This window comes from Acinetobacter sp. YH12138 (assembly GCF_015218525.1).
GTDB classification, from domain to species: Bacteria; Pseudomonadota; Gammaproteobacteria; order Pseudomonadales; family Moraxellaceae; genus Acinetobacter; species Acinetobacter amyesii.
Map to the genome: position 1 here is coordinate 2,483,216 of NZ_CP048670.1, position 24,197 is coordinate 2,507,412.

The 24,197-nt window shown below is 41.6% G+C and carries 23 protein-coding genes, 1 other RNA gene and 1 pseudogene; 6 read left to right on the forward strand and 19 right to left on the reverse strand.

From position 1 onward, the window contains the following. Positions 1-12: 12 nt before the first annotated feature. From G0029_RS11985 to G0029_RS12015, 8 genes and pseudogenes are all read right to left on the reverse strand, one after another. Positions 13-945 (reverse strand): LysR family transcriptional regulator, encoded by a 933-nt coding sequence (locus G0029_RS11985; protein ID WP_180077346.1) that lies wholly within the window; start codon positions 943-945, stop codon positions 13-15. 226 nt (positions 946-1,171) lie between these two features. Beyond that, entirely contained in the window at positions 1,172-1,279 is a 108-nt protein-coding gene (locus G0029_RS11990; RefSeq protein ID WP_111886050.1) for a DUF2474 family protein, read from the reverse strand. A gap of 11 nt (positions 1,280-1,290) precedes the next feature. Then, positions 1,291-2,295, reverse strand: coding sequence for a cytochrome d ubiquinol oxidase subunit II (gene cydB / locus G0029_RS11995; protein ID WP_180110009.1), 1,005 nt, complete (start codon positions 2,293-2,295; stop codon positions 1,291-1,293). After that, positions 2,288-3,718 (reverse strand): cytochrome ubiquinol oxidase subunit I, encoded by a 1,431-nt coding sequence (locus G0029_RS12000; protein WP_180035495.1) that lies wholly within the window; start codon positions 3,716-3,718, stop codon positions 2,288-2,290. The genes cydB and G0029_RS12000 overlap by 8 nt, the downstream gene beginning before the upstream one ends. Before the next feature lie 259 nt (positions 3,719-3,977). Next, positions 3,978-4,392 (reverse strand): annotated as a pseudogene (locus G0029_RS18290) (DUF2946 domain-containing protein). A gap of 205 nt (positions 4,393-4,597) precedes the next feature. Next, complete coding sequence (locus tag G0029_RS12005; RefSeq protein WP_180108037.1) at positions 4,598-5,470, reverse strand: MBL fold metallo-hydrolase; 873 nt, start codon at positions 5,468-5,470, stop codon at positions 4,598-4,600. 2 nt (positions 5,471-5,472) lie between these two features. Beyond that, positions 5,473-5,889 carry a DUF6691 family protein gene (locus G0029_RS12010; protein ID WP_078193079.1) on the reverse strand — a complete coding sequence of 139 codons (417 nt, stop codon included), beginning with the start codon at positions 5,887-5,889 and terminating at the stop codon, positions 5,473-5,475. 1 nt (position 5,890) lies between these two features. After that, positions 5,891-6,307, reverse strand: a complete 417-nt coding sequence (locus G0029_RS12015) for a YeeE/YedE family protein (RefSeq protein ID WP_180108036.1) — start codon at positions 6,305-6,307, stop codon at positions 5,891-5,893. Positions 6,308-6,433: 126 nt separating this feature from the next. Here G0029_RS12015 and G0029_RS12020 point away from each other — a divergent pair, with 126 nt between their 5' ends. Beyond that, entirely contained in the window at positions 6,434-6,745 is a 312-nt protein-coding gene (locus G0029_RS12020) for an ArsR/SmtB family transcription factor (RefSeq protein WP_180108035.1), read from the forward strand. Positions 6,746-6,785: 40 nt separating this feature from the next. On the opposite strand, the gene G0029_RS12025 is transcribed toward G0029_RS12020, so the two are convergent. The 4 genes from G0029_RS12025 to dsbD all read right to left on the reverse strand — a co-directional run bounded on the left by G0029_RS12025 (position 6,786) and on the right by dsbD (position 10,781). Next, positions 6,786-7,148, reverse strand: a complete 363-nt coding sequence (locus G0029_RS12025; RefSeq protein ID WP_180108034.1) for a YidH family protein — start codon at positions 7,146-7,148, stop codon at positions 6,786-6,788. A gap of 88 nt (positions 7,149-7,236) precedes the next feature. Beyond that, positions 7,237-7,989: a thiol:disulfide interchange protein DsbG gene (gene dsbG, locus G0029_RS12030; RefSeq protein WP_180108033.1), complete on the reverse strand. Its 753-nt coding sequence runs from the start codon at positions 7,987-7,989 to the stop codon at positions 7,237-7,239. Positions 7,990-8,010: 21 nt separating this feature from the next. After that, positions 8,011-8,853, reverse strand: coding sequence for a TlpA disulfide reductase family protein (locus G0029_RS12035; RefSeq protein WP_180108032.1), 843 nt, complete (start codon positions 8,851-8,853; stop codon positions 8,011-8,013). Next, a complete protein-coding gene (gene dsbD, locus G0029_RS12040) occupies positions 8,850-10,781 on the reverse strand; it encodes a protein-disulfide reductase DsbD (RefSeq protein WP_227591822.1) in 1,932 nt (643 codons plus the stop codon). Before dsbD ends, G0029_RS12035 begins: the two co-directional genes overlap by 4 nt. A gap of 166 nt (positions 10,782-10,947) precedes the next feature. On the opposite strand from dsbD, the gene G0029_RS12045 reads away from it, so the two are divergent. Together G0029_RS12045 and G0029_RS12050 are read left to right on the forward strand one after the other, a co-directional pair. Next, positions 10,948-11,637 (forward strand): response regulator transcription factor, encoded by a 690-nt coding sequence (locus G0029_RS12045; protein ID WP_180108030.1) that lies wholly within the window; start codon positions 10,948-10,950, stop codon positions 11,635-11,637. Next, entirely contained in the window at positions 11,616-12,977 is a 1,362-nt protein-coding gene (locus G0029_RS12050) for an ATP-binding protein (RefSeq protein ID WP_180108029.1), read from the forward strand. Before G0029_RS12045 ends, G0029_RS12050 begins: the two co-directional genes overlap by 22 nt. Positions 12,978-13,458: 481 nt before the next feature. On the opposite strand, the gene ssrA is transcribed toward G0029_RS12050, so the two are convergent. After that, positions 13,459-13,818: a transfer-messenger RNA gene (gene ssrA, locus G0029_RS12055) on the reverse strand. Between the two features lie 128 nt (positions 13,819-13,946). Here ssrA and glpK point away from each other — a divergent pair. Continuing rightward, a complete protein-coding gene (glpK, locus tag G0029_RS12060) occupies positions 13,947-15,431 on the forward strand; it encodes a glycerol kinase GlpK (protein WP_180108028.1) in 1,485 nt (494 codons plus the stop codon). 72 nt (positions 15,432-15,503) lie between these two features. Here the strand turns inward: glpK and G0029_RS12065 are convergent, their stop codons facing one another. The 3 genes from G0029_RS12065 to G0029_RS12075 all read right to left on the reverse strand — a co-directional run bounded on the left by G0029_RS12065 (position 15,504) and on the right by G0029_RS12075 (position 18,948). Next, positions 15,504-17,030 (reverse strand): DHA2 family efflux MFS transporter permease subunit, encoded by a 1,527-nt coding sequence (locus tag G0029_RS12065; RefSeq protein ID WP_180108027.1) that lies wholly within the window; start codon positions 17,028-17,030, stop codon positions 15,504-15,506. Positions 17,031-17,036: 6 nt separating this feature from the next. After that, on the reverse strand, positions 17,037-18,188 hold the full coding sequence (locus tag G0029_RS12070; RefSeq protein WP_180108026.1) for an efflux RND transporter periplasmic adaptor subunit: 1,152 nt from the start codon (positions 18,186-18,188) through the stop codon (positions 17,037-17,039). Positions 18,189-18,450: 262 nt separating this feature from the next. Next, a complete protein-coding gene (locus G0029_RS12075) occupies positions 18,451-18,948 on the reverse strand; it encodes a thioesterase family protein (protein WP_180108025.1) in 498 nt (165 codons plus the stop codon). 107 nt (positions 18,949-19,055) lie between these two features. Here G0029_RS12075 and hemB point away from each other — a divergent pair, with 107 nt between their 5' ends. Further along, positions 19,056-20,069 carry a porphobilinogen synthase gene (gene hemB, locus G0029_RS12080; RefSeq protein WP_180010032.1) on the forward strand — a complete coding sequence of 338 codons (1,014 nt, stop codon included), beginning with the start codon at positions 19,056-19,058 and terminating at the stop codon, positions 20,067-20,069. Positions 20,070-20,206: 137 nt separating this feature from the next. Further along, positions 20,207-21,331, forward strand: a complete 1,125-nt coding sequence (thiO, locus tag G0029_RS12085) for a glycine oxidase ThiO (protein WP_180108024.1) — start codon at positions 20,207-20,209, stop codon at positions 21,329-21,331. A gap of 21 nt (positions 21,332-21,352) precedes the next feature. Here thiO and G0029_RS12090 read toward each other — a convergent pair whose 3' ends face one another. The 3 genes from G0029_RS12090 to G0029_RS12100 form a co-directional block, all read right to left on the reverse strand. Beyond that, complete coding sequence (locus tag G0029_RS12090) at positions 21,353-22,288, reverse strand: TIGR01777 family oxidoreductase (RefSeq protein ID WP_180108023.1); 936 nt, start codon at positions 22,286-22,288, stop codon at positions 21,353-21,355. Between the two features lie 70 nt (positions 22,289-22,358). Next, positions 22,359-22,808, reverse strand: coding sequence for an ABZJ_00895 family protein (locus G0029_RS12095; protein ID WP_078193094.1), 450 nt, complete (start codon positions 22,806-22,808; stop codon positions 22,359-22,361). Between the two features lie 394 nt (positions 22,809-23,202). After that, positions 23,203-24,147, reverse strand: a complete 945-nt coding sequence (locus G0029_RS12100) for a GGDEF domain-containing protein (RefSeq protein WP_111885262.1) — start codon at positions 24,145-24,147, stop codon at positions 23,203-23,205. Between the last annotated feature and the right edge of the window lie 50 nt (positions 24,148-24,197).

Consider the following 24,197-nt stretch of genomic DNA (forward strand, 5'->3'; position numbering starts at 1 on the left):
AAATTAAATAGGCTAAAAGTCTAATAGCTCTGCACTTGACCATAATCCTTTATTGATCAGCTGCTTAACACAAATTTTAATTGCTACTTTGGTGGCGAGACTTGCAGGAGAAAGCTCTTCTTCAGCAATACTAATAAGATAATTAATTCGATCCAGCACTGGTTCGACTACTTTGAGTAAACAAATATCTGATTTGAGATAATCAAAATGTGCACTGACAGGTTGAATGGTCGCCATATTTAAGTTGCTGACACAGTTCATGAGTAAGTGTAAACCATCAACTTCATAATTTACGTCCAGCCCCTCAACCTTTTGATCTATGAATTTACGTAGACCATGTCGTTGGCTTGGTAGTACCAGAGGCAAACGATTCACATTTTCTAAATCAATTTTTCCATTTTCAATGCAGTGTTCAAAGCCATACTCTTTCAGTAAAGAACGATTTGCCATAAGAAACATTTGTTCTTTTAATAACGGTTGTACTGCCCAATTGGCATCGACATCTTGGGTAAAAATAATGGCAATGTCGAGCTGTCTTGAGTTGACTAAATTGGTTAAATTTCCCGAGAGACTTTCAACTAAATGAATTTTAATATCAGGATAACGCTCTGACATGAGCTGCATAAAGGGAATACCCAATACAGATGCGATGCTTGGAGAAAATCCTACACTCACATGACCAGTCAGACGAGATGAGTGCGCCGCCTCAATAGCATATTGCACATGACGTAGAGAAAGTTGAGCTTGCTTAAAAAATGCTAAACCCGCTGGCGTGGGCGTCACACCTGTAGAATTTCGCTGTAATAAACGTGTACAAAGTTCATCTTCAAGTTTTGCAATTTGTTGACTGAGTGCCGATGTGCCAACCTCAAGTTTTTGTGCAGCTTTGCCTAAACTTCCAGATTCTACAATGGTGATGAAATATTTGAGCTGTTTAAGTTCCACTCACGCTCCTTAAGTTTTTTTCAATGCATCATGTTAGTTTTAACAATATAGAAGCTAAAAAAACAGAAAAATCATTCAAAAGAAGTATTGAATATAAAAAAATATATTTTATGTATTTCGACACTTTAAATTGTCATATTCTACTTACTCAATTCACCTTTAGTCCCTCAAAAAAATCCACTATCTTACCCAGCAAGATAGTGGATTCAGATTTAAGGAATAGGTTCTAGTAAGCCCACTGCACCAGCAGTCTAAAGAACCCTGCAACAAGCGCCAAACTCAAGACACCACCAAGCCATAGCACAATAAACCAGCCTGCTTGATTCAGTTTCATGATGATTCTCCTTAATGATAGCCATCATCGCCGACACGAACTTTGTCACGGAACACCCAATACGACAGTGCGGTATAGAACAAAATAATCGGTATCAGCACCAATGCTCCAATCAAGGCGAACAATTGACTGCTTTGCGGTGCTGCTGCCTGCCAAATGGTGACGGATGGTGGGATGATATTTGGCCATAGACTGATTAAGAACCCTGTATATGCCAGCACAACTAAGACAAGTGTATAAATAAATGGCGCAAATTCCTGACGTCTTTTACAGGCACGTAAAGCCAATAATGTGAAGATCAATACTAAAATCGGCACAGGGCTAAAATAGTACAGTTTCGGCAAGCTAAACCAACGATTTGCAATCTCTGCATGTACCAATGGGGTGTAAATACTCACTGCAGCAAAAATCACAAATAAGGCGATAATCAGTTTTGGCATGAGGCTAAACATATGATTTTGAACACGTGCATCCGTTTTAAAAATCAGCCAACCACAGCCTAAGGTGGCATACAGCACCACTACAGCAATCCCAGTAAAAATTGAAAATGGGGTCAGCCAATCCAATCCGCCACCACTATAAATACCATTGATGGTTTCAATCCCTTGGATATAAGCACCTAAAATCATACCTTGGAAGAATGATGCCAAGATCGAGCCCCAAATAAACGCTTGATCCCATAAATGTTTGGTTCGGTTCGCTTTAAAACGAAACTCAAAGGCGACTCCACGGAAAATCAGCGAGATGACCATTAAGATAATCGGCATATACAGCGCAGAGAGTACAGTCGAATACACCAATGGAAATGCCGCAAATAAGCCTGCACCACCTAAAACCATCCATGTTTCATTGCCATCCCAAACTGGTGCGACTGTATTCATCATCACATCGCGTTCTTGGCGATCTTTTACTAAAGGAAAAAGGATACCAATCCCTAAATCAAAGCCATCGAGTACCACATAAATCAGCACACCTACAGCAATGATTACTACCCAAATTAAGGATAAATCAATCATGGTTTTTCTCCTGTGGTTGTACTTCAAGCGACTCATCAATCGTACTCATTGGACGATTTGATGCACGAATGACCTCACCATCGCTATGGGCTTGAGAATGAATGAACTGTGGTCCTTTAACCATCAATTTGAGCATGTAATAAATCCCAATACCAAATACGATGCAGTACACGATCACAAAGATTATTAAGGTTAAACCGACTTGTTCTGCCGATACTGGTGACAAGGCGTCTTTGGTACGCAGTACGCCATACACGACCCAAGGTTGACGACCGACTTCTGTGGTAAACCAACCAGCAAGCAGGGCAATAAAGCCTGAAGGTCCCATACATAAGGCAAATTTGTGGAGCCATTTTGACTCATAAAATTTCCCAGTTTTACGCAACCATGCACCCATCAGAGCAAGCAAAATCATCAAGACTCCCATACCGACCATAATGCGGAAGCTCCAAAATACTATGAGCGAGTTTGGTCGATCTTCAGGGGCAAATTCTTTTAAGCCTTTCACCTCTCCCTCTAAGGTGTGCGTCATGATCAGACTACCGAGGTTCGGAATGCCAATTGCATACTTGGTTTCTTCCGCCTCCATATCAGGAATACCGAACAAATATAACGGCATGCCATGATCTTTATTAGTTTCCCAATGTCCTTCAATTGCAGCAAGTTTCGCAGGTTGATGTTCTAAAGTATTTAGACCATGCATATCCCCCACAAATACCTGTAAAGGTGCAAGTGCGAGAATCATCCACATCGCCATAGAAAATGATTTTTTTACTAAGGCATCACGGCGACCTTTGAGTAAGTGCCATGCTGCAGTAGCAGCGACCAATAAGCCAGATACAAGGAATGCTGCTAGAGCCATATGCGCTAAGCGATATGGGAATGATGGGTTAAAAACGATAGCAAACCAATCTTGCGGCACTATAATGCCATTTTCAAAGCTGAAGCCTTGTGGAGTTTGCATCCAGCTATTGGAAGATAAAATCCAAAACATGGAAATACAGGTGCCAATTGCCACCATCAGCGTGGCAAAGAAATGGGTTTTAGGACCCACTCTTCCCCACCCAAACAGCATAATGCCTAGGAAACCCGCTTCTAAGAAGAAGGCACTCAAGACCTCATAACTGAGTAAGGGGCCAGTGACACTACCCGCAATACGAGAGAATTCACTCCAGTTGGTGCCAAATTGGTAGCTCATGACTACCCCTGAAACTACTCCCATTCCGAAAGACAATGCAAACACCTTGATCCAAAATTGGAACAGATCTCGGTAAACGGGATCTTGTGTTTTAAGCCAACGCCATTCTAAGACCGCAAGAAAACTTGCTAGCCCAATGGAAATTGCAGGGAAAATAATATGAAAAGAAACTGTAAAAGCGAATTGAATTCGCGCCAATTCAAGTGCTGTCAAACCTAAATCCATGTCTATCACCTTATTGTGGAATTATGCGGTGAACCACTAACGGCCCATAATTTCGGGACTGCTTTAGGAAAGATAGATCAGTACGATGACGCAGACTGTTGTGAATCTGTTGGGATTTGATCAATTGTTTTAGCCTAATGATATAGGCGAACCGATTCTGTTCGCATCCGCTAAACGGTGCAAAAATATAAAGTTTCATAAAATCACTCTTTAAATACCGAGGTAAATCAACAATTCAAATTGTTGGTCTGATTAGGATTTAAAGTGTGTGTGGAGGTGCCCTACCTTGTGGAAGTAAGTAAAGCCTTTGCAGTGAGAAATATACATGTCGGAAAGCATCTTTATAGAAACTTAGACGGACTTGAATCTTATCGATGATTTCAACTATCTCAAAATCAAAAGGTAGGACAACATCACCATAGACGGTACAGTATTGGCATTGATGGTTAAGTCCATTGTGATCGTCGTGATTATGATCGTGGGTCAGATGATGAACAAGTTCGTTATACGTCTCATGTACGTGTTTGTGCTTTTCTGGGGGACAGTAAATTATGTGTAATAGAGAGACATACCGGAGCAATTTGAAATTCTTCGGGTAATAGTGGTTGTAAATATACTGCGATTTGCAAAACTAAAGTTAAAATTGCAAAAAACAGTCCACTCTGTCTTAGCAACATATTCTCTCAACAGATGCCAACGAAAGCAAAAATACTTAAAAAGCAGTGCTTCCTTGAAATCCGATCATACAAGTCAGCTTTATAGAATAAATATACCTAAAATACCAAGATCTTTAAAGTAAATATTCACTTTAAAGATATAAATATGAATTTTTAAGATAAAGACATAAATAAGTCTTTAGTAATTTGAAATACAATATTTTTAGGTTTTAAAAAAATTAAGCGGTAACTTTAAATACGACACCCCATTTTCTTCAGGTTCGGGAAATTGACCCGCTTTCATATTGACTTGAATCGACGGCAAAATCAGTTTAGGCATACTTAATGTTGCATCCCGCTCATGACGCATCTGCACAAATTCAGATTTTGTAGTTCCCTCATGAATATGAATATTATGCTCTTTTTGCGTTTGAATATCGGTTTGGCAGTGATATTCATCACGCGTTTTTGGCAAATAGTCATGGCACAAGAACACCCGGGTGGAGGCTGGCAATTGATACAGTTTTTGCACCGAATCAAATAAGGTATCTGCACTACCACGCGGAAAATCACAACGTGCTGTGCCATAATCTGGCATAAATAAAGTATCACCGACAAAGACTGCATCACCCACTACATAACTTAAACATGCAGGCGTATGACCTGGTGTCGGGATGTTATATGCCTCTAGCTCACCAATATGAAAATGCTCATGATCATCAAATAAATAATCAAATGGTTGTTGAGCATTAAACTGCTTGATATCTAAATTATAAATGGCACTAAAGGTTTCTTGCACCAAGGCAATGTGATGACTCATGGCAATTTTGCCACCAAGTACAGATTTTAAATACTGTGCTGCAGTCAAATGATCGGCATGCACATGGGTTTCCAAAATCCAATCTACTTTTAAATCTTGTACTTTGACATATGCAATGATTGCATCAGCATGGGTGGTCGAGGTGGTTGCCGAAGCCGCATCATAGTCCAAAACACTGTCAATGATAGCGCAGCGCTTGGTTACCGGATCACTCACCACATAACTAAATGTATTGGTCGCTTGATCAAAAAAATCCTGAACAATCGGTTGTTGCATAGTTAAGCTCCTGACCATTTACGGTGAATCAACACGCCTGCAAGCATCGCCACTATAAAATATAAAACTTGATAATGCCCTAAGCCAATTAAGGTGAAACTTGGCGCTGGGCAAATGCCGGCAATCCCCCATCCTGCACCAAATATTAAGGCACCTATAATAAGCTTTGAATCAATTTTATTGTTACTTGGTAAGTCAATCTGCTCATTAAATACTGTGGTTGGTGCACTGCTACGTACCGCTTTTTGGAATGGAATAAATGCCACAGCAATTGCCCCCATCATGACAAAGGCAAGGCTTGCATCCCAATTACCAAATATGTCTAAAAAATCGATCACTTTTTGCGGATTAGACATGCCAGAGAACATCAAACCTACTGAAAAAAGCGAACCAAATACAAAAGCTAAAAAGTTTTTCATTTTAGAATGCTCCAATCAAGTGACGAACGACATATACCGCAATAAAGCCTGCAAACATAAAGGTCATAGTTGCAATGATGGAACGTTTAGATAATCGGCTGATCCCACAGATACCGTGGCCACTGGTACAACCAGAACCTAAGCGGGTACCAAAACCCACCAGTAAACCAGCAATAATCATCATTAATGGGCTAGCAGACACGATAATCTCTGGTTGTACAAAAAGACCATAAATAAATGGCGTGATGATCAAGCCTGAAAGAAACCACACTGCAGGCGTTTTAAAAATCGTCTGTGGATTCAGTACCTGCGCAATCAAGCCACTGATGCCTGCAATACGACCATGGACATACAAATAACCCACCACTGCTATACCCAACAGAGCACCACCAAGAAACGCTGTCACAAAATCATGCATAGTTAATGCGCCATAAAACAATATTTAAACTTATATTATATAATATTATATATTAATCAAGTCATTTTATGTTATTATCTCGATATACTTTGCTCCTTTTGCTTTTTATGATTCAGGTTAGACGTTATGAACATCGTATTCGATAACTTAAAAATTGAATTTACGCAGGTTGATACCGTTTCCAATTGTTTGAAAGTGTTATCAAATCCTGACCGTTTAAAAATTTTATGTGTGTTGATCAATGGCGAATTAAATGTTCAGCAAATTGAGGAATGTACTGATATTCATCAGCCGACCCTATCACAACAATTGACCGTTTTACGGAACAATAAAATTGTCTCGACACGTCGTGAAGGCAAACAAATTTTTTATCAATTGGCAGACCCTAAAGTGCTGGGTATTATGCAAACGCTGTATCAATTGTACTGTCAGGAATAAACATTTTTGTGCATGCTTTTGTATGGAAGCTCAGCCAAGTTTAGTAAATCCAAAATGAGATGATCAGCAAAAACCCTGTCAGCATGGTCAATAAATTCAGCCACACGGGATGTTGGGTCTGATAATCCTCAATAAATTCCTGTTCGGTTAATGAGCTCAATCCTCGACGATATTGCAAAATTGAGGCAAAGTTCACGAATAAACCAAACACAATCACGGCAATGCCAAGCCACTGTCCATAGATAATTTTGTGCTGATATTGCTCAGGGTGCAGTAGTTGTAGCAATACATTTGATTTTTCAATCACAAAACCAAAGGCTATAAGGGCTAAACCACTGCGGTTCCATGCCAATGCTGTACGTTCCAAAGCGAACAATACGCGTGGATCTTGTAAATTTGACATTGCGCCCCCTGATGTTTAAGTCGTTGACGTTGAGCTTAGCATGATCTTAGACGCGCTGTTGTGTTGGCTTGGTGAGCATCTATTTTCCTTATTTTTCAAAGATTTCTTTGAGATCACTCGGCATCCCTTGTGCAGACTGGAAGTTACCCTTGCTATCACGCCAAGCAATGGATGGTGTTGAGAAGAAACCATATTTGCCCATTAAGCTTTGGTTAAAATCAATTTTTTCTGCAATCTCTAAAGGAATATTTTCAGCTGGTTTAAGACTATTTTTGCCACGATTGATATTAATGTCATTAAATACGGCTGTTGGATTTTTTGACATGAGTAAAGTTGCCACCTGAGCACGGCTTTCATCACGAATCACACCCACTTGAATATGACGTAATTGAACCTTGCCTGACTCTACCCAAGGACGTGCTTCTTGCCAAAATTTATGGCAATACGGGCAATTGGGATCTGAGAATACATAGACAATACGTGGCGCATCGGTTTTGCCATCTTGAATCCATGTTGAATCTTCTAATGTTTTCCATACATCATCCAAAATGGCTTTTTTCATATGCGTTTCAATTTGGCTATTGGAAAGACTATTGCCCTGGGCATCAAACAACTCGCCTTTGATGTAATACTTGCCATCATTGGAAATAAAAATGGTATTGGAATATTGGTCTTCATGCCCCACCCAACCCGTTAAACCTGCAGGTGCAGGAATTTGTTTTACAAATTGAAATCCTTCTTTTTCGAGTTGTTTTTTAATAGTATTCGGATTAGCACTGACACCACATGCCACCGTCAACAGTGTTCCGATGAGTAAACTGGTTTTAAGTAAAGTATTCATGACGCATATCCTATGATCAATTTATGGATTCATTTTCTTTAAGTATTGTTGCAACATCGCTTGACTGAGTTCGCCTTGATGACGCGCAATCAACTGACCTTGTGCATTGAAAAATAAGGTAGTGGGTAAACCTAAACTGTTCACTGCTTGTGGCATTTCACCCTGCATATCGAGCAAAACATATTGAAAACTGAATTGATTTTTTGTGAGATAAGCACGGACGGTTTCGACCTCTTCGCCTTGATTGAGCATGACAAAATGCACCTCAGGGTGCTGATCCTGCGCACGCTGTAATACAGGCATTTCACGATGACACGGCGGACACCAACTCGCCCATAAATTCACAACCGTGGGCTGACCTTGAAATTGTTTTAGCGCAATCATTTCTGACCGACCTTGACTTGTTAGGTTCAGACTTGGAAAACTCAAATTTGGATAATGGCTATCTTGATGCATGATTTTTTGTACTGTCCATCCTGCCCCCATAAGCAGGACAAAGATCAGTAATAATGTGGCTTTTGCTTTGTTCGCAATGGCTGAATTTCGCCACCAAAACCATGCACTTCCTATAATTATTCCGCCAATCAGATGAAACCCTTTGTCTTGAATTTTCAGCATATCAATTGGCGATGCGAGATAAGATTCCAGATTTAATCCAATAAAGACTAGGCGTGCACCGAGTAATCCGATCCAAACACTACTCCAAATCGAATCTTGGAAACGCTGTTGGATTTCGGTTGACCACTGTGCTTCTTGCCCGACTTTTCGTCCAATCATGGCACTGACCAGCAAAGCCAACACCAAACACAACAGTCCCCAAGGCAACATGAATGGTCCAAGATGCAGTGCTTCGCTTGAGATCATGGCGGTGTACCTCGGTTTAATCGGCTCAAGAGTTGCGCTGCACTAAAGGTGCCCGTCAAACGTAGATTGCGCTGTTCCTGATGCTCTGTATCTAAGAAAATTAAAGTCGGTGGCCCTAAAATTTGCCATTCTTTTAGTATGACATCCTGACTTACTTCGTATTCTGTTAAGTCGAGTTTGATTCGAGCAACAGCATCTAAAGCTGTTTGTACATCGGCACGAGGTAACACCTCTTTTTCAATCGGCTGACAAGCCACACACCAATCGGCATACACATCTATGAGCACTGCTTGTCCTTTGACTTGATTCAGTGCCTGTTCAAGCTCAGCTTGGGTACGTACTTTTTGCCATGCGACTAATGTTGTGGCTTGTGTCGTACTCAGTTGTGACCATGCTTGCTTGACATACCATCCACCCGATATTGCAGTAGCTAAGCTCATTGCAATGAACAGCAGTTGCGTCGGCATTTGCAAAATATGCGGACGTATCTTCCATAAAATGTAAATGGTAATACCGATTAATAGGAGTCCCATCAACGTCAAATAAACCACGCTCGGCAGTAAAGGACGTAGGAAATACACCGCCAACAACAGCATGACAAAACCAAAAGTGAATTTCAGACGATCCATCCATACGCCCGGTTTGGGTAAGTACTGTGCACCAAACACACAAGCAATCAACAATGGCAAGCCCACACCTAGACCTAGAATAAACAGGTAACTAGCCCCCATCCACGGTTCAGGCAATTGCGCAACAAACAGCAAAGCCCCTGCCAATGGCGCACTCATACAGGGTCCGACAATTAGCGCAGAGATCATACCCATAATGAATGAACCCCATAAGGTTCCACCTTTTTGTCGTTGTTGCCATTGATCTAAACGCTGTAATACACCTTGTGGTAAAGACAACTGGAATATGCCAAATAAATTCAATGCAAACAGCACGAACATCACGGCAAATAACCCAATAAAGATGGGACTTTGTAACCAACGTTGGAAGTTATAGCCAAGTCCAGCCACAGCTAAACCCATCAAGGCATAAATCAATGCCATTCCGACCACAAAGACACCTGCAATCATGCCAGCACGATAGCCACGATGACGTTGTACCAAAATACTGGATAAGATCGGAATCAGTGGTAAGGAACATGGTAAGAATGCGAGCAATACACCTAAACCTAAGAAAATGATCAGATTCAGTGCAATATTGTCTGTTGAAAGTAAGTGAAAGAAGTACTGATCATTGTTCCAATCGGCCTGCTTCGTGCGCTGTTCAGCATTTGTTGTAGTAACAGATTCTGAACTTGCCTGCATCATCAAGGCATCATCTAGCACTGGCGCACTGGCTTCGCTAGGTCCTGTTAATGCAGTCGGTTCAGAAGATGGATTTAAGCCATTTTCATCCTCTTTGACTTCTGCTTTATTTTTTTTGGCTTGAGTTTCAAATGTTGCAGTTTCAGTGTTTTTCGCCTGTGGTTCTACAGGTACTGCAGTATTGGGTAATGACGACGATGTGACTGCATCTAATAATTTCTTTTGCGTTGTACTTTGCTGACTCAGCTTGCTTTCAGGCAATAATCCATCGGCATCGGTTTGAATGGTGGTGCGCTGAACTGGATAACATAAGCCACTTTCGGCACAGCCTTGCCATTCAATTTTATAGCTTTGCTTCGGTTGCATGGCGACAGTTGCTTGCACTTGTCCATAATGCACTTCGGTCATGCCGAAATTGGGGTCATCTTTTTGCTGTGGACGAGGCAGTTGCAGTGATAATGCTTTGCCATTTTCAATGACTTTAAGCTGATCATGATACAGATAATAGCCATCAGCAATACGCCACGTGAAGATGGCTTTGTCTTGCGCTGTCGATACAGCCTGAAAAGCAAATGCTTGATCAGGGGGTAAAAAATCAGCGGATGCTGTTTGCATACTCAAAATGCTGAATATTCCACACAACCCTACTAACCCTATACGCATAGATGACTTTAATACCCGACATAAATCTATTTTGGTTGATTATGCAAAAGCATAAATTAAGGGAGCATTAACAAGATAAATCATTTATAAAATACAGGCAGGAAGTCAGGAAAACGCTATGTTTGTTGTTTTGGTTGAAGATGATCCATATATTGCCTCAAGTATTTGTGCCACATTGGATTTTTTAAATATTTCAGTAGAACATGTGAGTCATGCGCGTGATGCAGATTATTTTATCCGCCACAGTGCAGTCGATTTATGTTTGCTGGATTTAGGCCTACCGGATCAAGATGGTTTAGACTTACTGCGATCATGGCGCAGAGATCACATTCATGTTCCTGTTTTGGTTTTAACTGCACGGTTACAGACCCAGCAATGTGTTGAGGCATTAAATGTCGGTGCCGATGACTATTTGACTAAGCCTTTTGAACTGGATGAACTAATTGCACGGGTTCATGCACTCACCCGACGTCACCGCGGTTTTTCATCGAATGTCATTCAATTTGACCACTTAATGCTCAATAAAGACACTCAAGAAGTCCATTATCAAGATCAGATTATTCAGCTTTCACGACGTGAATACAGTTTGCTTGAAACCTTGATGAGCCATCCAAATCAAGTGCTTAAAAATGAAGTGCTGTTAGATAAGTTATACGGCTTTCAAGATAGCATTGAAAGTAATGCCCTGAATGTCCATATTTATCATTTACGGCAAAAATTGCATGCGGACTATATCCAGACCATTCGGGGCGTCGGTTATATGTTTAAAATTCCTGAGTCAATGCCATGCAAAAATCACACAGCTTAAAATGGCGCTTGGTCAGCAGTCTTCTGGCTGTGATGATCGGCTTATGGAGTGTGGTGTTTGTTTGGCTGTATATCGACTTACAAAAGCGTCTTCAGGACACCTTAGATCAACGTTTGCATGCCTCCGCACAAATGGTCGCACGACTGATTCAACAATTACCACTGCAAAGTTTGGATAAGTCTGCCTTAGTCCAACAACTTCATTCCACAGATCAAGAACAATTGATCGCTTGCGAAGTATCTTTATTTAGCTCTGACATCAGTGTAGGACAGCATGTCATTGCCAAAACACGCGGTGCACCGAAAGATTTAAGTCAGCAAGCAGTTGGTTTTAGTACTTGGCAACAAGGTGAGACGCAATGGCGCAGTTATGTGTTACGCCGTGGTGAGATTCAAGTGGTGGCTGCAGAGCGTATGTTTTTGCGGGAGTCTTTGCTAAAACAGATTTTGCAATCGGTCTTAATTCCGCTGATCTTGTCATTATTGTTGTGTATCGGCTTAATTGTTTTGATTATTCGTCGGGAATTTAAAGCCTTGGATCAGGTTGTAAGCGATTTAAGTCAGTCTAATTTATCGCTCAATGAAGCAAGCCAATATTTAACGAGCTTAGATGCCAATACCATGCCCTCAGAGGTCTACCCTTTTGTGCAAAATTCGAATCGCTTAGTCCATAAACTGCATCAAAGTCTTGAAAATGAAAAAGTCTTTAGTGCATACGCGGCGCATGAATTACGGAGTCCTTTAACCGCAATTAAAACCAATGTGCAATTGGCACAACTGATGGCAAAAACGGACGGCAATATGAAATTGCAATATAGCTTGGATCAAGCAAATCAAAGTGTCCGTCGCTATGCTGATTTACTTGAGCAATTACTGATGTTATCGAATACCGATCAATCTATTGAACAGATCAAAGCAAGCATTCAGGTACAGCCCATTATTGCCAAAGTACTTGATGATTTAGCACTAATTTATCCTGAAGCAACAGCTAAAATTCAGGTCGATTGGCACAGTCTTGGTAATTTGGCATTACCTGAATTTGTCTTGTATTCTGTTCTTAAAAACCTGCTTGAAAATGCCTTATTGCATGCAAACGCTGATGTGATTGAGGTGAAAATGCAGGAAAATACGTTACGCATTCAAGATAACGGCCGACATTTAAATGCCGAAGACATTCGTTACTTAGGGCAACGTTTTTGGCGTAAATCGGCTCAGCAGAAAGGTCATGGACTGGGCTTATCTTTGGTCAAAATAATGCTGCAACAATATGCTTATACCATCCAATTTGAACCGAATTTTCCTAAGGGATTAAAGATTACACTGTTGTCTCAAAAGAGTTGAATAAAGCAAATTATCATTTTTAGATCATGACTATTTATTCTTTGATTCTCAACGACCACTTTAAAAAATAGCTTGATATATTTGTAATAGACTGACTTGTAATACATTTATTTCAGTTCAATGGCAAGCTCTCTTGCTTTCTTTAAATTCCCCCTCAGGATATAGACAGAATGAATCAGAATTGCGTTCACCTTGAACGGTATAGCATACGTTTCTTTCTTTTTGTCCAATGGGTATGATTAATAGTGATGAGCCATTTTCATCTGAAAGGCGGTAATACTTATCTTGGGGCTGTGCTTTTCTGCATCTCGTATCTATGAGTTAATCTATATACCCATTATCTAGACTAAAAATTAAATGGATAAATTTTTCCAATAATTACCCGTAAAAGGCAAAAATTGAGGTGCACTGCTCAAGCGACAGGCAATACAGCCAATAAAAAAGCCTTTAAACATTAAGCTTAAAGGCTTTTTTAGGAATTTGGTGGAGATGGCGGGAGTTGAACCCGCGTCCGCCAGCACTACGCTCGAGAATACTACATGCTTAGATATCGTCTATTGATTTAGCTCTTTGTGACCCGACGAACAGGGTACAAATCGCGATCCTTTAAGATTTAGTATAAGACCCCAAGGCTTGATCTTATACGGACTTGTGTGCGTTCGCTTCAGTCGGGACCCCTAACCACAAGTATTCAGGGATGCGGACAAGCTGCCCTTAGGCAGCTAGAGCGTAAGTTTCGTCGTTTGCGACTAAAATATGCAAATTTGATTTACGAGAGAAAATGCGCTCTCGACATGCATCTATGAGTTTCATCACCAGCGTCGAAGCCAGAAACATCCCCAAAGTAGCGTCATCATAGCATAACTTCAAAAAATTGCGATGCAATTTCGAAACAATTACACATTGATCTGCGCTTAATTACATAATTGCGTTAATATTTTATTTTTCAAGACCGCAAAAGAAAAATATATGAGCTTTTTATTGGCACTCGATCAAGGAACGACTTCAAGTCGTGCGATCATTTTTAACGAACATGGACAAGTTCAAGCTACAGCTCAACGGGAAACCCATATTCAAACCCCGCATTCGGGTTGGGTGGAGCAAGATGCTCAAGAAATTTGGAGTACACAAATTGCCGTCGTGCAACAAGCACTCGCTTCTGCTCGTATCCTCGCAAAAGATATTAAAGCCATTGGACTGACCAATCAGCGTGAAACCACTGTGGTTTGGGATAAACGCACAGGTCAACCGCTTGCTCCTGCAATTGTTTGGCAAGACCGCCGTGCAACCGAGTGGTGTGGACAACTGACCCAACAAAACCTCAATGACCTCATTCACAAAAAGACCGGTTTACGTATCGATCCCTATTTTAGTGCTGGCAAATTGGTTTGGTTATTAGAGCACACTCAAGGTCTACGTGAACTCGCAGAGCAAGGTCATGTGGCTTTTGGCACGATTGACAGTTGGTTGGTGTGGAACCTGACGCAAGGTGCAGAGCATGTGATTGAAGCCAGCAATGCCTCACGAACCATGCTAATGAACTTACAGCAACAAGCTTGGGATGAAGAACTCTTAGAATTATTCGATATTCCCCTGTCGGTCCTCCCTAAAATCATCAGTTCAGATGAATATATTGCAGATACCGCTACAGGTTTACTTGGCGCAAACATTCCCATTACCGGCATCTTAGGTGACCAGCAATCTGCGCTATTTGGACAGTCATGCTTTGACGCAGGAACAGCAAAAAATACCTATGGTACCGGCTGTTTCATGCTCTTTAACACCGGCACCGAAGTTCAATATAGCCACAATAAATTACTCTCGACCCTTGCATGGCAAGCTCAAGGTCAAACCCATTATGCACTTGAAGGCAGTGTATTTATGGCTGGCGCTATCGTGCAATGGCTAAGAGACGGTTTAGGGATTATTCAAAAAAGCAGTGATGTTGAAAAACTTGCGTCCCAAGTTGAACACACCGATGGCGTGGTTCTGGTTCCTGCCTTTACTGGGCTAGGCGCTCCGCATTGGGATAGTGATGCCCGTGCCCTCCTCTGTGGAATGTCACGTGGTACAAATAAATCCCACATAGCTCGTGCCGCCTTAGAGGCTATTGCTTTTCAAGTGTCGGATGTATTGACCGCCATGCAGTCCGACCTGTCTAGTCCACTTAAAGAACTCCGGGTCGATGGCGGTGCCAGTAGCAATGATATGCTGATGCAATTTCAGGCCGATATTTTAAATGTGCCTGTACTGCGTCCTAAACTTTTAGAATCAACAGCATGGGGCGCTGCCGCAATGGCCGGACTCAAAGCGGGTGTGTTTTCAAATCTTGATGAAATTGCCGCATCATGGCAATTAGAACGTGCTTTTGAACCCAAAATGAATGCTGATCAATGTGAATTTCATTTGGCCCAGTGGCAATCTGCACTCAAACGGGCGCGCTCGGACCTTTAATTTTTTTCAATCTACACCGTGCGCAATAAAAATAACCGCTCATTCGAGCGGTTTGTTTATACTTGATAATATTTAATGTGCATGACCACCACCCACACCTGCTTTAGGCCGTGGGCAGAGCCAAATGATGAGTGCAGCGAATATGAAGACACCGGCCAGTACTAAAAACACATGATTGGCTGAAAGCGTTAAGGCTTCTTTATCCACCAAACTGGAGATGTAACCCAATGCGGCTTCTGAACTCATTCCATGATTCACCAAGGTATTTTGTACCTCGGTAACATGTAAATTACTGACCATTTCACTGCGTGCGACTTTGGTGTGATCATCCCAAATGGTTACTGCAATCGACGCTCCAATTGCCCCTGCCATGGTTCTTAAGAAGTTCATCAAACCTGCTGCAGATGCCATGTCTTGTGGCAGTACAGATGCCAAGGCCATATTGGACAAAGGAATAAAGAAAAATGGCACGGCAAAACCTTGTAATATCTGCGGTAAAGCCAAAGCCATAAAGTCTGCATCCGTAGTCCAAAAGGCGCGCATAAGGGTGACTCCGCCCAAGATACTTAAACCAAAACTCGCCAAAGCACGTTGATCGTATTTGGTTGCAAGCTTTGCAACAATTGGCGACATGGTCAAACTACCGACGCCCATAGTTGCAGTGAGATAACCGGCCCACGTTGCGGTATAGCCCAAGTTAATTTGTAACCACTGCGGAATCAGGACAATACTGCCAAAGAAGGCACCAAAACCAAACGCCAAAGCCAAGACTGAAATGGTAAAACTTCGGTACTTAAACAGCAGTATATTCACCACTGGATGCCGCTCAGTCAGCTCCCAAATCGTGAAAACGATCAACCCGACAAATGCCGTCAGTGCCAACACCACGATAAATGAATTATTAAACCAATCTCGCTCATGGCCTAAGTCCAACATCAATTGCAAGGCACCGATCCACAACACCAACAGCAGCAAGCCACCGCGGTCAATTTTCAATTTCTGTGTTGGAGTTTCAGCCGTTTTCAGTAAGCGCATCGCTGCGATAGCACAACCGATTCCGACAGGAATATTGATAAAGAAAATCCAATGCCAAGATAAATTATCACTGATCGTACCACCCAAAATTGGACCTAAAATAGGGCCAACTACAGTGGTCATTGCCCACATCCCCATGGCTTGGGATTGCTTTTCAGGAGGGAAAATGCGCATTAACAACGTTTGGCTCAGTGGCATAATCGGACCACCAAACAAACCTTGCCCAATTCGGCAAAACACCAACATTTCCAAACTGGTCGATAAACCACACAGTATCGAAAATACAGTAAAGCCAAACAGGCTGATCACAAAAACCCGTACAGAACCAAAGCGCCCAGCGAGCCAACCGGTTAATGGCACACAAATCGCTTCTGCCACAGCATAGGAGGTAATGACCCATGTCCCTTGGGATGCCGATACTGCAAGGCTACCGGTAATATGCGGCACAGATACATTGGCAATGGTCATGTCGAGCACAACCATAAAGTTCGCCAATGCCAAGACCAAGGCAGCGAGAATCAGACGACCACCTTTCAGGTCAGTCATTTGCATTTGCTGATTCATAGGCAATTACTTCGATTTCAGGTCAATCGTCGCTTCCATAGACAGCCCCACACGTAGTGGGTGTTCTGCCAACTCTTTTGGATCTAAACGTATCCTTACAGGTAAACGCTGAACCACTTTAATCCAGTTTCCTGTGGCATTTTGTGCTGGAATCAAGGCAAATGCTGAACCTGTGCCACCAGAAAAACCAGTGACTATGCCATTAAATTTAACTTTGTCACCATACAGATCAGACGTCAGTTCAACTTTTTGACCCGCTTGCACCCCTGCCAATTGGCTTTCTTTAAAGTTGGCATCGACATATAACTGAGAGACTGGTACCACCATCATTAATGACGTTCCCGGTGCAATGCGTTGCCCAACTTGAATATTACGACGTGTCACTACACCATCAAAGGGTGCTTTGATTTGTGTACGTTCTAAGTCCAACTGAGCTTGTTGTAGACGTGCTTGTGCAACTAAAACATCTGGGGTTGAGTTTTCATTGCTGTCTTGAATTAATGCATCATTCGCCGCTTTATTACTTTGTGCCGCTTTTTGACTAGATTTGGCTTGAGCGAGCCCTGCTTGAGCCACATCAAAACTGGCTTTAGCGGTATTCACAGCACTTTGCGCTGTGCTTAATTCTTCTTTAGAAATCGCACCTGAAGCAGCCAATTGTTGACGGCGTTGTAATTCATCTTGTGCTTTATTCAGATCGGCTTGTGCCTTGGCCACTTGTGCGCTTGCACTATGAATTGCATCCTCACTGACAAAGATTTGTGAGTTTAAAGAACTACTATTCGCCGCAGTTTGTTTGTATTGGCGTTTTGCTTTAAGTAATTCAGCCTGTGCCTGAGCTAAGGCAATTTCAGCATCACGAGCATCAATGCGAACAAGCACATCGCCTTTTTTCACTTGCTGCGTATCACTCACCAAAACCTCTGCCACTTGCCCCGTGACCATAGAGGTAATCGACGCTGTTTCTGCACCGACATAGGCATTATCGGTACTGACGGAATGATTTAGAAATATTGACCAAATCAAATACATCACCAAAGCAATCACGATCAATACAGCCACTATACCAAGGCCTTTTTTTCTGCGTGCTTTTAATTCCTGATCGGTGGGCTGCTCTGTAGATGGGGTTTCTGGCAGGTTACTAACGGTATCTGTCATAGATTTGTCCTAAATCTAGCAGACTTGGTCATGGCATCATGAGCTTTGCAAAGCATGTCAACTTTGCTGTCAGATAATGGTGTCGTGAGAAAGTCTATCTTCTTCAATTTTCCGGCATTTTAAAGCTAAAAAATCATATCCTGAGAATAGAAAATGTAACTCGTCAGTCTTTTTTTCGTCGGCAACAGGATAAAATCATGCCCTGCTGCCAATGCTGGACTTTATTTTTTCATCATTTTGAATGTGTTAACTTAAAAATGGCTTAATAAGCATACGATGCAATCGCCGTTGCAATCGCTTTACCTTCATCATTAACCATGGTCATACGCATAGTGCAACCCTTACGGCCTAAACGTAAGGTTTCAGCTCGTGCAACGAAATACTGTCCACGTCCTGGCGCCAAATAATCCACACGCATATCAACGGTCGCTAAGCGAGATACCTTTTTACTCGTTTCTGCTAGATCTTCAGCTGTGGCCTTTTTATACAATTCAGCCATCGCTGAAATACCACCGATACTGTCGAGTAAAGTTGCCGCAACACCACCATGTAAAATTTGGAATGCGACATTTCCTATTAGATTACTGGCCATGTCCACACGTGCTTCGATCTGACCATCGATCACCGTCATTTTCATGGCATTGTGTAAAAAAAATGGGGAGCTGTTAAATGCTTGAGCAATGTTATTTAATAAAGTATCGATTTCATTCTTCGAGTTTAGGTCAATATTACCGGTCCAACTCTTATTTACATCTGTCATAGCCTACTCGAATCGCTGTCATTGAATAAAAAAATAATACGGGGTGCGCCAAACCCTCATTATGCGTCTACAATAGTCAAAGTTTAATACTGATCAATGAGATTGTTATGACCTATACGTTCAATCGTCCAGCTTTTCCTGCCACTCGCATGCGTCGCATTCGTAAAAATGACCAGCTTCGTGCCATGGTGCGTGAAACTCAACTGACGACTGATCATCTCATTTATCCAGTATTTGTGTTGCCAGGCCAGCAACAAACTCAAGATATTCCAAGCATGCCAAACGTACAGCGTCTATCTGCTGACTTGTTACTAAAAAAGGCAGAACGTTTACTCGAATTGGGTGTTTCAAAATTAGCTTTGTTCCCAGTTACACCACAGGAAGATAAAAGCTTAACGGCTGAAGCAGCTTGGCATGAAGATGGCTTAGTCCAAAGCACCATCCGCTTATTAAAAAAAGAACTACCAGAAATGGTTCTCATCACTGATGGTGCTCTCGACCCATACACCACACATGGTCAAGACGGTATCATTGATGATACCGGCTATGTACTGAATGATGAAACCGTTGAATGCTTAATTAAACAAGCGCTCAGCCATGCCGAAGCGGGTGCAGATGTGGTTGCACCAAGTGACATGATGGATGGTCGTATCGGTGCAATTCGCCAAGCGCTTGAAGCCAATGGCCATATCTATACCAACATCATGGCTTATTCTGCAAAATATGCGTCTAGCTTTTACGGGCCATTCCGTGATGCGGTAGGTTCTTCAAGCAACCTCAAAGGTGGCAATAAATACAATTACCAAATGGACATCGGTAACCGTGCAGAAGCGCTACATGAAATCGCACTTGATATTCAAGAAGGCGCCGACATGGTGATTGTAAAACCGGGTATGCCATATTTAGATATCGTCCGTGAAGTCAAAGATAACTTCGGTGTTCCAACCTTTGTCTATCAAGTGAGTGGCGAATACGCCATGTTGGCAGGTGCCATTCAAAATGGTTGGCTATCTGAAAACGTGATTATCGAATCGCTTATGAGCTGCCGCCGTGCAGGTGCAGATGGGATCTGGACTTACTTTGCTGAAGATGCAGCACTCATGTTGAAAGACATGAAATAACCTGCAAAGCCTTCCTGAAATGGTAACGTTCAGGAAGGCTTTTTTATATCTGTAAAATTTAAAAAACAGTCTTGGAAGAAAAACTTCGGCGTTGCTGAAGTTAAGATCAAACTCATACATTCATCGGTTAAAAGAACATGAATATTGCCATTATTGGGGCGGGTATTAGTGGTTTACTCAGCGCATTGGAACTCGTTGAACGCGGTTGTACGGTGACGATTTTCGACCAACAACGCACAGGTTCTGCCGCATCTTGGGCTGGTGGTGGCATCCTCTCCCCGATGTATCCCTGGCGATATCCCAATGAAGTCAATGCGCTCGCACGTTATGGCAAGCAGAGCTACCAAAAATGGAATGAAAAATTAAAACCGATCACTGGGATTGATTTTGAAATTCATGAAACTGGCATGCTGATTTTTGATGAAGATGATTTTGAAATCGGCTTAGATTATGCCTGTTTGCACCAAGATCCCATGCAACAGGCGGAATATTTACAATCCAAGCAAATTGAGCAGATTAATCCTCACATTTCAGCACGCTTTGCACATGGCATTTATTTTTCACAATTAGCCAACATCCGTAATCCGCGACTTTTGCTGTCATTAACAGCTTATTTACAGCAGCATCCTAAAGTTCAGATTTATGAACATTGCGCGATCCGCCAATTAAACCGTTCGGACAATCGTATCCAGTCCATCACCACCGCAGATGGTACGCAACATACAGCAGATCAATTCGTTATTGCCACGGGCGCTTGGTCAGCCGCATGGAGTGAACAACTAGACATTGAGATACCCGTACAACCCGTGCAGGGACAAATGCTTCTCTTTAAAACTCCGCAGAACTGGTTGCCGACCATGTGCATGAATAAAGTTATGTACTTGATTCCACGCCAAGACGGTCATGTGGTTTGTGGCTCAAGTATGCGCCAATGTGGCTTTGATATTCAGACCACAGATGTTACTTTGCAGCATATTCAAGAATCGTGCTTTGACATGGTGCCAGAGCTTGCCAACTTTCCAATTGTGAAGTCTTGGGCTGGCCTGCGTCCATCTTCCCCTGAAGGGATTCCGTATATTGGGCAGATGCCAAATTACGACAATCTATGGGCAAATTTTGGGCATTTTAGAAATGGTTTATGCATGGGACCAGCTTCAGCTCAGTTATTGGCTGAACTAATGACTGGTGAAACGCCTTCATTCAATGCAGACCACTATAGTCCGACTCGCCTGTTTCAAGATGCATTATTAAGCGTCGAATAATGGTCAATCCGTCAAATTCAACTAAGCCAATAAATCCTGCAAGGCTTCTTTTAATGTCGGAAATTTAAACTCAAAGCCTTGCTGTAATAAAGCAACTGGCTGAACCAATTGACCATTTAAAATTAATTGCGATTGCTCACCCAATAAAATTTTAAAGATAGTTGCAGGCACATTGAGCCACGGCTTTTTGGCTAATTGACGTGCTGCAATCTGCGCAAACTGAGCCTGCGTCGTTTTTTCCGGCGCAACCAAATTGAAAATATGCGAATCGATTGGCGTGGGTTCAAGCAATGCATGTTTTTTCTCTGCTTGTTTCATTAAAAACAGCATACTTCGGATCACATCTTGTATATGTATCCACACAAAAGGCTGCCGACCGGAACCTATTTTGTTGACCAAATTGAGCTGAATCGGTCGCAGCATTTGCGGTAAGATTCCGCCACCTTCAGCCAAGACCACACCTAGTCGTGTGATAATGGTATTTTGTTCAGGAAATTGGCGTGTGACTTGCTCCCAACTTTGGCATAGCTCTGACATAAAAATGGCTTGTGGTGCAGCATTTTCATCGCACACTTTTGTCCATTGTTCTTCAATATCAATACCATAATAGCCAACAGCTGAACCTGAAATAATGCATTTCGGAAAAATTTTACGTTTTCGTAAATATTGATACAGCGCTTCTGTGGTTTTGACTCGACTTTCTAATAATTGCTGTTTACGCGTTTCTGTCCAGCGACCTTTGCCGATACTTTCACCTGCAAGATTAATCACATAATCAATTCTGTCATGAGGAATTTGATCGAGCTGCTGTACCCAAGTTAAATGAGGTGATTTAGAAATACGCCCAGCCTTACGACTGAGCCCAATCACTTTATAATCCGCAGCTAAAAGTGCCTTGATGAGATGTGTGCCAATAAAACCGCTGCCACCTGTCATCAGTACTGTGGGCTGATGCATAATTTGTTCTTATCTATCTATATGAAATAATACTATTATCTATAGAACAAGATCACCAAACGATCAAGCTTTATGCACCAAACTTTTGAGCAGCCATCCGCTGTGCTTGCGGACCATAAAACCAATAGGTGATTAAATACAAAGGGATAGCCATCAGTAACAACATGATCACCATTAAACTCATAAACTGAGGATGTTGAACATAGAGCATTAAATTTTGCCAAATTTCAGGATCTTTTCTTGAAAAAATTGCGATACCCAAAAGTACAAAAGCTAAATTATATAACCAAAAAATCAGGCTAAAACCTAAGGTAAATTTTTTACGCTCTGCCTGTGTCGGTGCTCTCTGATTTTTATTTAAAAACCGAAATAACACCACGATCATGGCAATCAGGTAGGGTACGACCGTTAAAATACCACCTACACCCTGTGGCAATAATGCAGCGATCACACCGCAAATACAGGTCATGATTAAACAAATGAAAAAAAACAATAAAAAATAACGTGTTAAAGACACCATGACCCTAACCCAAGAAGAAGTTGACACCTAGTATAAAAAAAAATGCATTTTTTTTCATTTTCATGTCAACCAATCTGTAAACGGCTACGTTATATAGGGTACAAGGTCTGTAGCAACCGATGATTTGGACGGCATCCACAATGTTTCGGTGACCTTTTTAAAAGCAATAAGCTTCATTTTGAATTTAAGTATGAACAGCAGCCATCACTTAAATTTAAAATCGATTTTTTGACCGACGATTTCATCATCACTCGAATCGTCGGTCTTTTATTTTTTGCCTTATGTATTCAGCATTTAATTTTTATATTCTACACCCAAAAAAATCAGCCGATAAAATATCGACTGACTGAAAAATCTATGCAACTTTAAAATAAGTCACAACTGCAAATCTATGTTATGCAGCACAGTAGCGATTACGCCCCTGTCTTTTGGCTACATAGAGGTTTTTATCAACTTGATCCAGAAATTGCATTGGATTATCCAGATCTGAAGGAATAATGGTTTTTACCCCCATGCTGAGTGTGACGAGTTCCGACACTGCAGAGGCTTTATGCGGTAATCGTGCAGCACGCACGGCATCCATAATTCTATCGGCCATCACTGCTGCTGCGGCTTCATTGGTCTCTGGTAAAATCCAAGCAAATTCCTCGCCACCAAAACGCGCAACTAAATCACGAGGTCGTGTACAACAAGATTCCAAACTTTTAGCAATTTGACGCAGACAGGTATCCCCAATCACATGACCATTCAAGTCATTGTATTGTTTAAAATAATCTAAATCGATCAAAATTAAACTCAGCGGCTTTTGCGTGCGGATTGCGTTTAACCATTCACGCTGGTAAAAGTCATCAAACAAACGTCGATTTGCAATACCAGTTAAGCCATCTTTATATGAATATTCTTCGAGCTGACGTTGCAATTTTTGTAGTTGTTCCTCTTGTTTTTTCCGCTCGGAAATATCAAACATAAAGCCGACAAGACAATCTACATCACCATTTGGTTTACGCACGACATGCACAACATCACGTATCCAAAGATATGAACCATCTTCTTTAAGTGCACGATAATCTGCTTCATGATCTATACCAGCCATCGACTGTGAAACACAATAATTCAGTACATAATTACGGTCTTCCTCGTGCATACGTGATGCCCAATCATCTACCGTTTTCCAACTACTTTGTTTCCAACCGAGTAACTTTTCAATTTGCGGTCCAATATAACTAAATGTTTTACTGTCCCAATCAATACACCAAGGAATGGCTAATGTAGACTCTAATAAAGTCTTATACACCATATTATTTGCAAGTTTTTCTTCATCAAAAGGATTATTTGGCATGTTGCATCTCCTGCTACCCCAAATGCAGGCAATATACCCGCTGTACAATA

Excerpts from the sequence above, each read along its gene's own strand:
- G0029_RS11990 (WP_111886050.1), bottom strand. The coding sequence starts at position 1,279 with ATGAAACTGAATCAAGCAGGCTGGTTTATTGTGCTATGGCTTGGTGGT.
- cydB (WP_180110009.1), bottom strand. The coding sequence starts at position 2,295 with ATGATTGATTTATCCTTAATTTGGGTAGTAATCATTGCTGTAGGTGTG.
- G0029_RS12000 (WP_180035495.1), bottom strand. The coding sequence starts at position 3,718 with ATGGATTTAGGTTTGACAGCACTTGAATTGGCGCGAATTCAATTCGCT.
- G0029_RS12005 (WP_180108037.1), bottom strand. The coding sequence starts at position 5,470 with ATGCAACAACCGATTGTTCAGGATTTTTTTGATCAAGCGACCAATACA.
- G0029_RS12010 (WP_078193079.1), bottom strand. The coding sequence starts at position 5,889 with ATGAAAAACTTTTTAGCTTTTGTATTTGGTTCGCTTTTTTCAGTAGGT.
- G0029_RS12015 (WP_180108036.1), bottom strand. The coding sequence starts at position 6,307 with ATGCATGATTTTGTGACAGCGTTTCTTGGTGGTGCTCTGTTGGGTATA.
- G0029_RS12020 (WP_180108035.1), top strand. The coding sequence starts at position 6,434 with ATGAACATCGTATTCGATAACTTAAAAATTGAATTTACGCAGGTTGAT.
- G0029_RS12025 (WP_180108034.1), bottom strand. The coding sequence starts at position 7,148 with ATGTCAAATTTACAAGATCCACGCGTATTGTTCGCTTTGGAACGTACA.
- dsbG (WP_180108033.1), bottom strand. The coding sequence starts at position 7,989 with ATGAATACTTTACTTAAAACCAGTTTACTCATCGGAACACTGTTGACG.
- G0029_RS12035 (WP_180108032.1), bottom strand. The coding sequence starts at position 8,853 with ATGATCTCAAGCGAAGCACTGCATCTTGGACCATTCATGTTGCCTTGG.
- dsbD (WP_227591822.1), bottom strand. The coding sequence starts at position 10,781 with ATGCAAACAGCATCCGCTGATTTTTTACCCCCTGATCAAGCATTTGCT.
- G0029_RS12045 (WP_180108030.1), top strand. The coding sequence starts at position 10,948 with ATGTTTGTTGTTTTGGTTGAAGATGATCCATATATTGCCTCAAGTATT.
- G0029_RS12050 (WP_180108029.1), top strand. The coding sequence starts at position 11,616 with ATGCAAAAATCACACAGCTTAAAATGGCGCTTGGTCAGCAGTCTTCTG.
- glpK (WP_180108028.1), top strand. The coding sequence starts at position 13,947 with ATGAGCTTTTTATTGGCACTCGATCAAGGAACGACTTCAAGTCGTGCG.
- G0029_RS12065 (WP_180108027.1), bottom strand. The coding sequence starts at position 17,030 with ATGAATCAGCAAATGCAAATGACTGACCTGAAAGGTGGTCGTCTGATT.
- G0029_RS12070 (WP_180108026.1), bottom strand. The coding sequence starts at position 18,188 with ATGACAGATACCGTTAGTAACCTGCCAGAAACCCCATCTACAGAGCAG.
- G0029_RS12075 (WP_180108025.1), bottom strand. The coding sequence starts at position 18,948 with ATGACAGATGTAAATAAGAGTTGGACCGGTAATATTGACCTAAACTCG.
- hemB (WP_180010032.1), top strand. The coding sequence starts at position 19,056 with ATGACCTATACGTTCAATCGTCCAGCTTTTCCTGCCACTCGCATGCGT.
- thiO (WP_180108024.1), top strand. The coding sequence starts at position 20,207 with ATGAATATTGCCATTATTGGGGCGGGTATTAGTGGTTTACTCAGCGCA.
- G0029_RS12090 (WP_180108023.1), bottom strand. The coding sequence starts at position 22,288 with ATGCATCAGCCCACAGTACTGATGACAGGTGGCAGCGGTTTTATTGGC.
- G0029_RS12095 (WP_078193094.1), bottom strand. The coding sequence starts at position 22,808 with ATGGTGTCTTTAACACGTTATTTTTTATTGTTTTTTTTCATTTGTTTA.
- G0029_RS12100 (WP_111885262.1), bottom strand. The coding sequence starts at position 24,147 with ATGCCAAATAATCCTTTTGATGAAGAAAAACTTGCAAATAATATGGTG.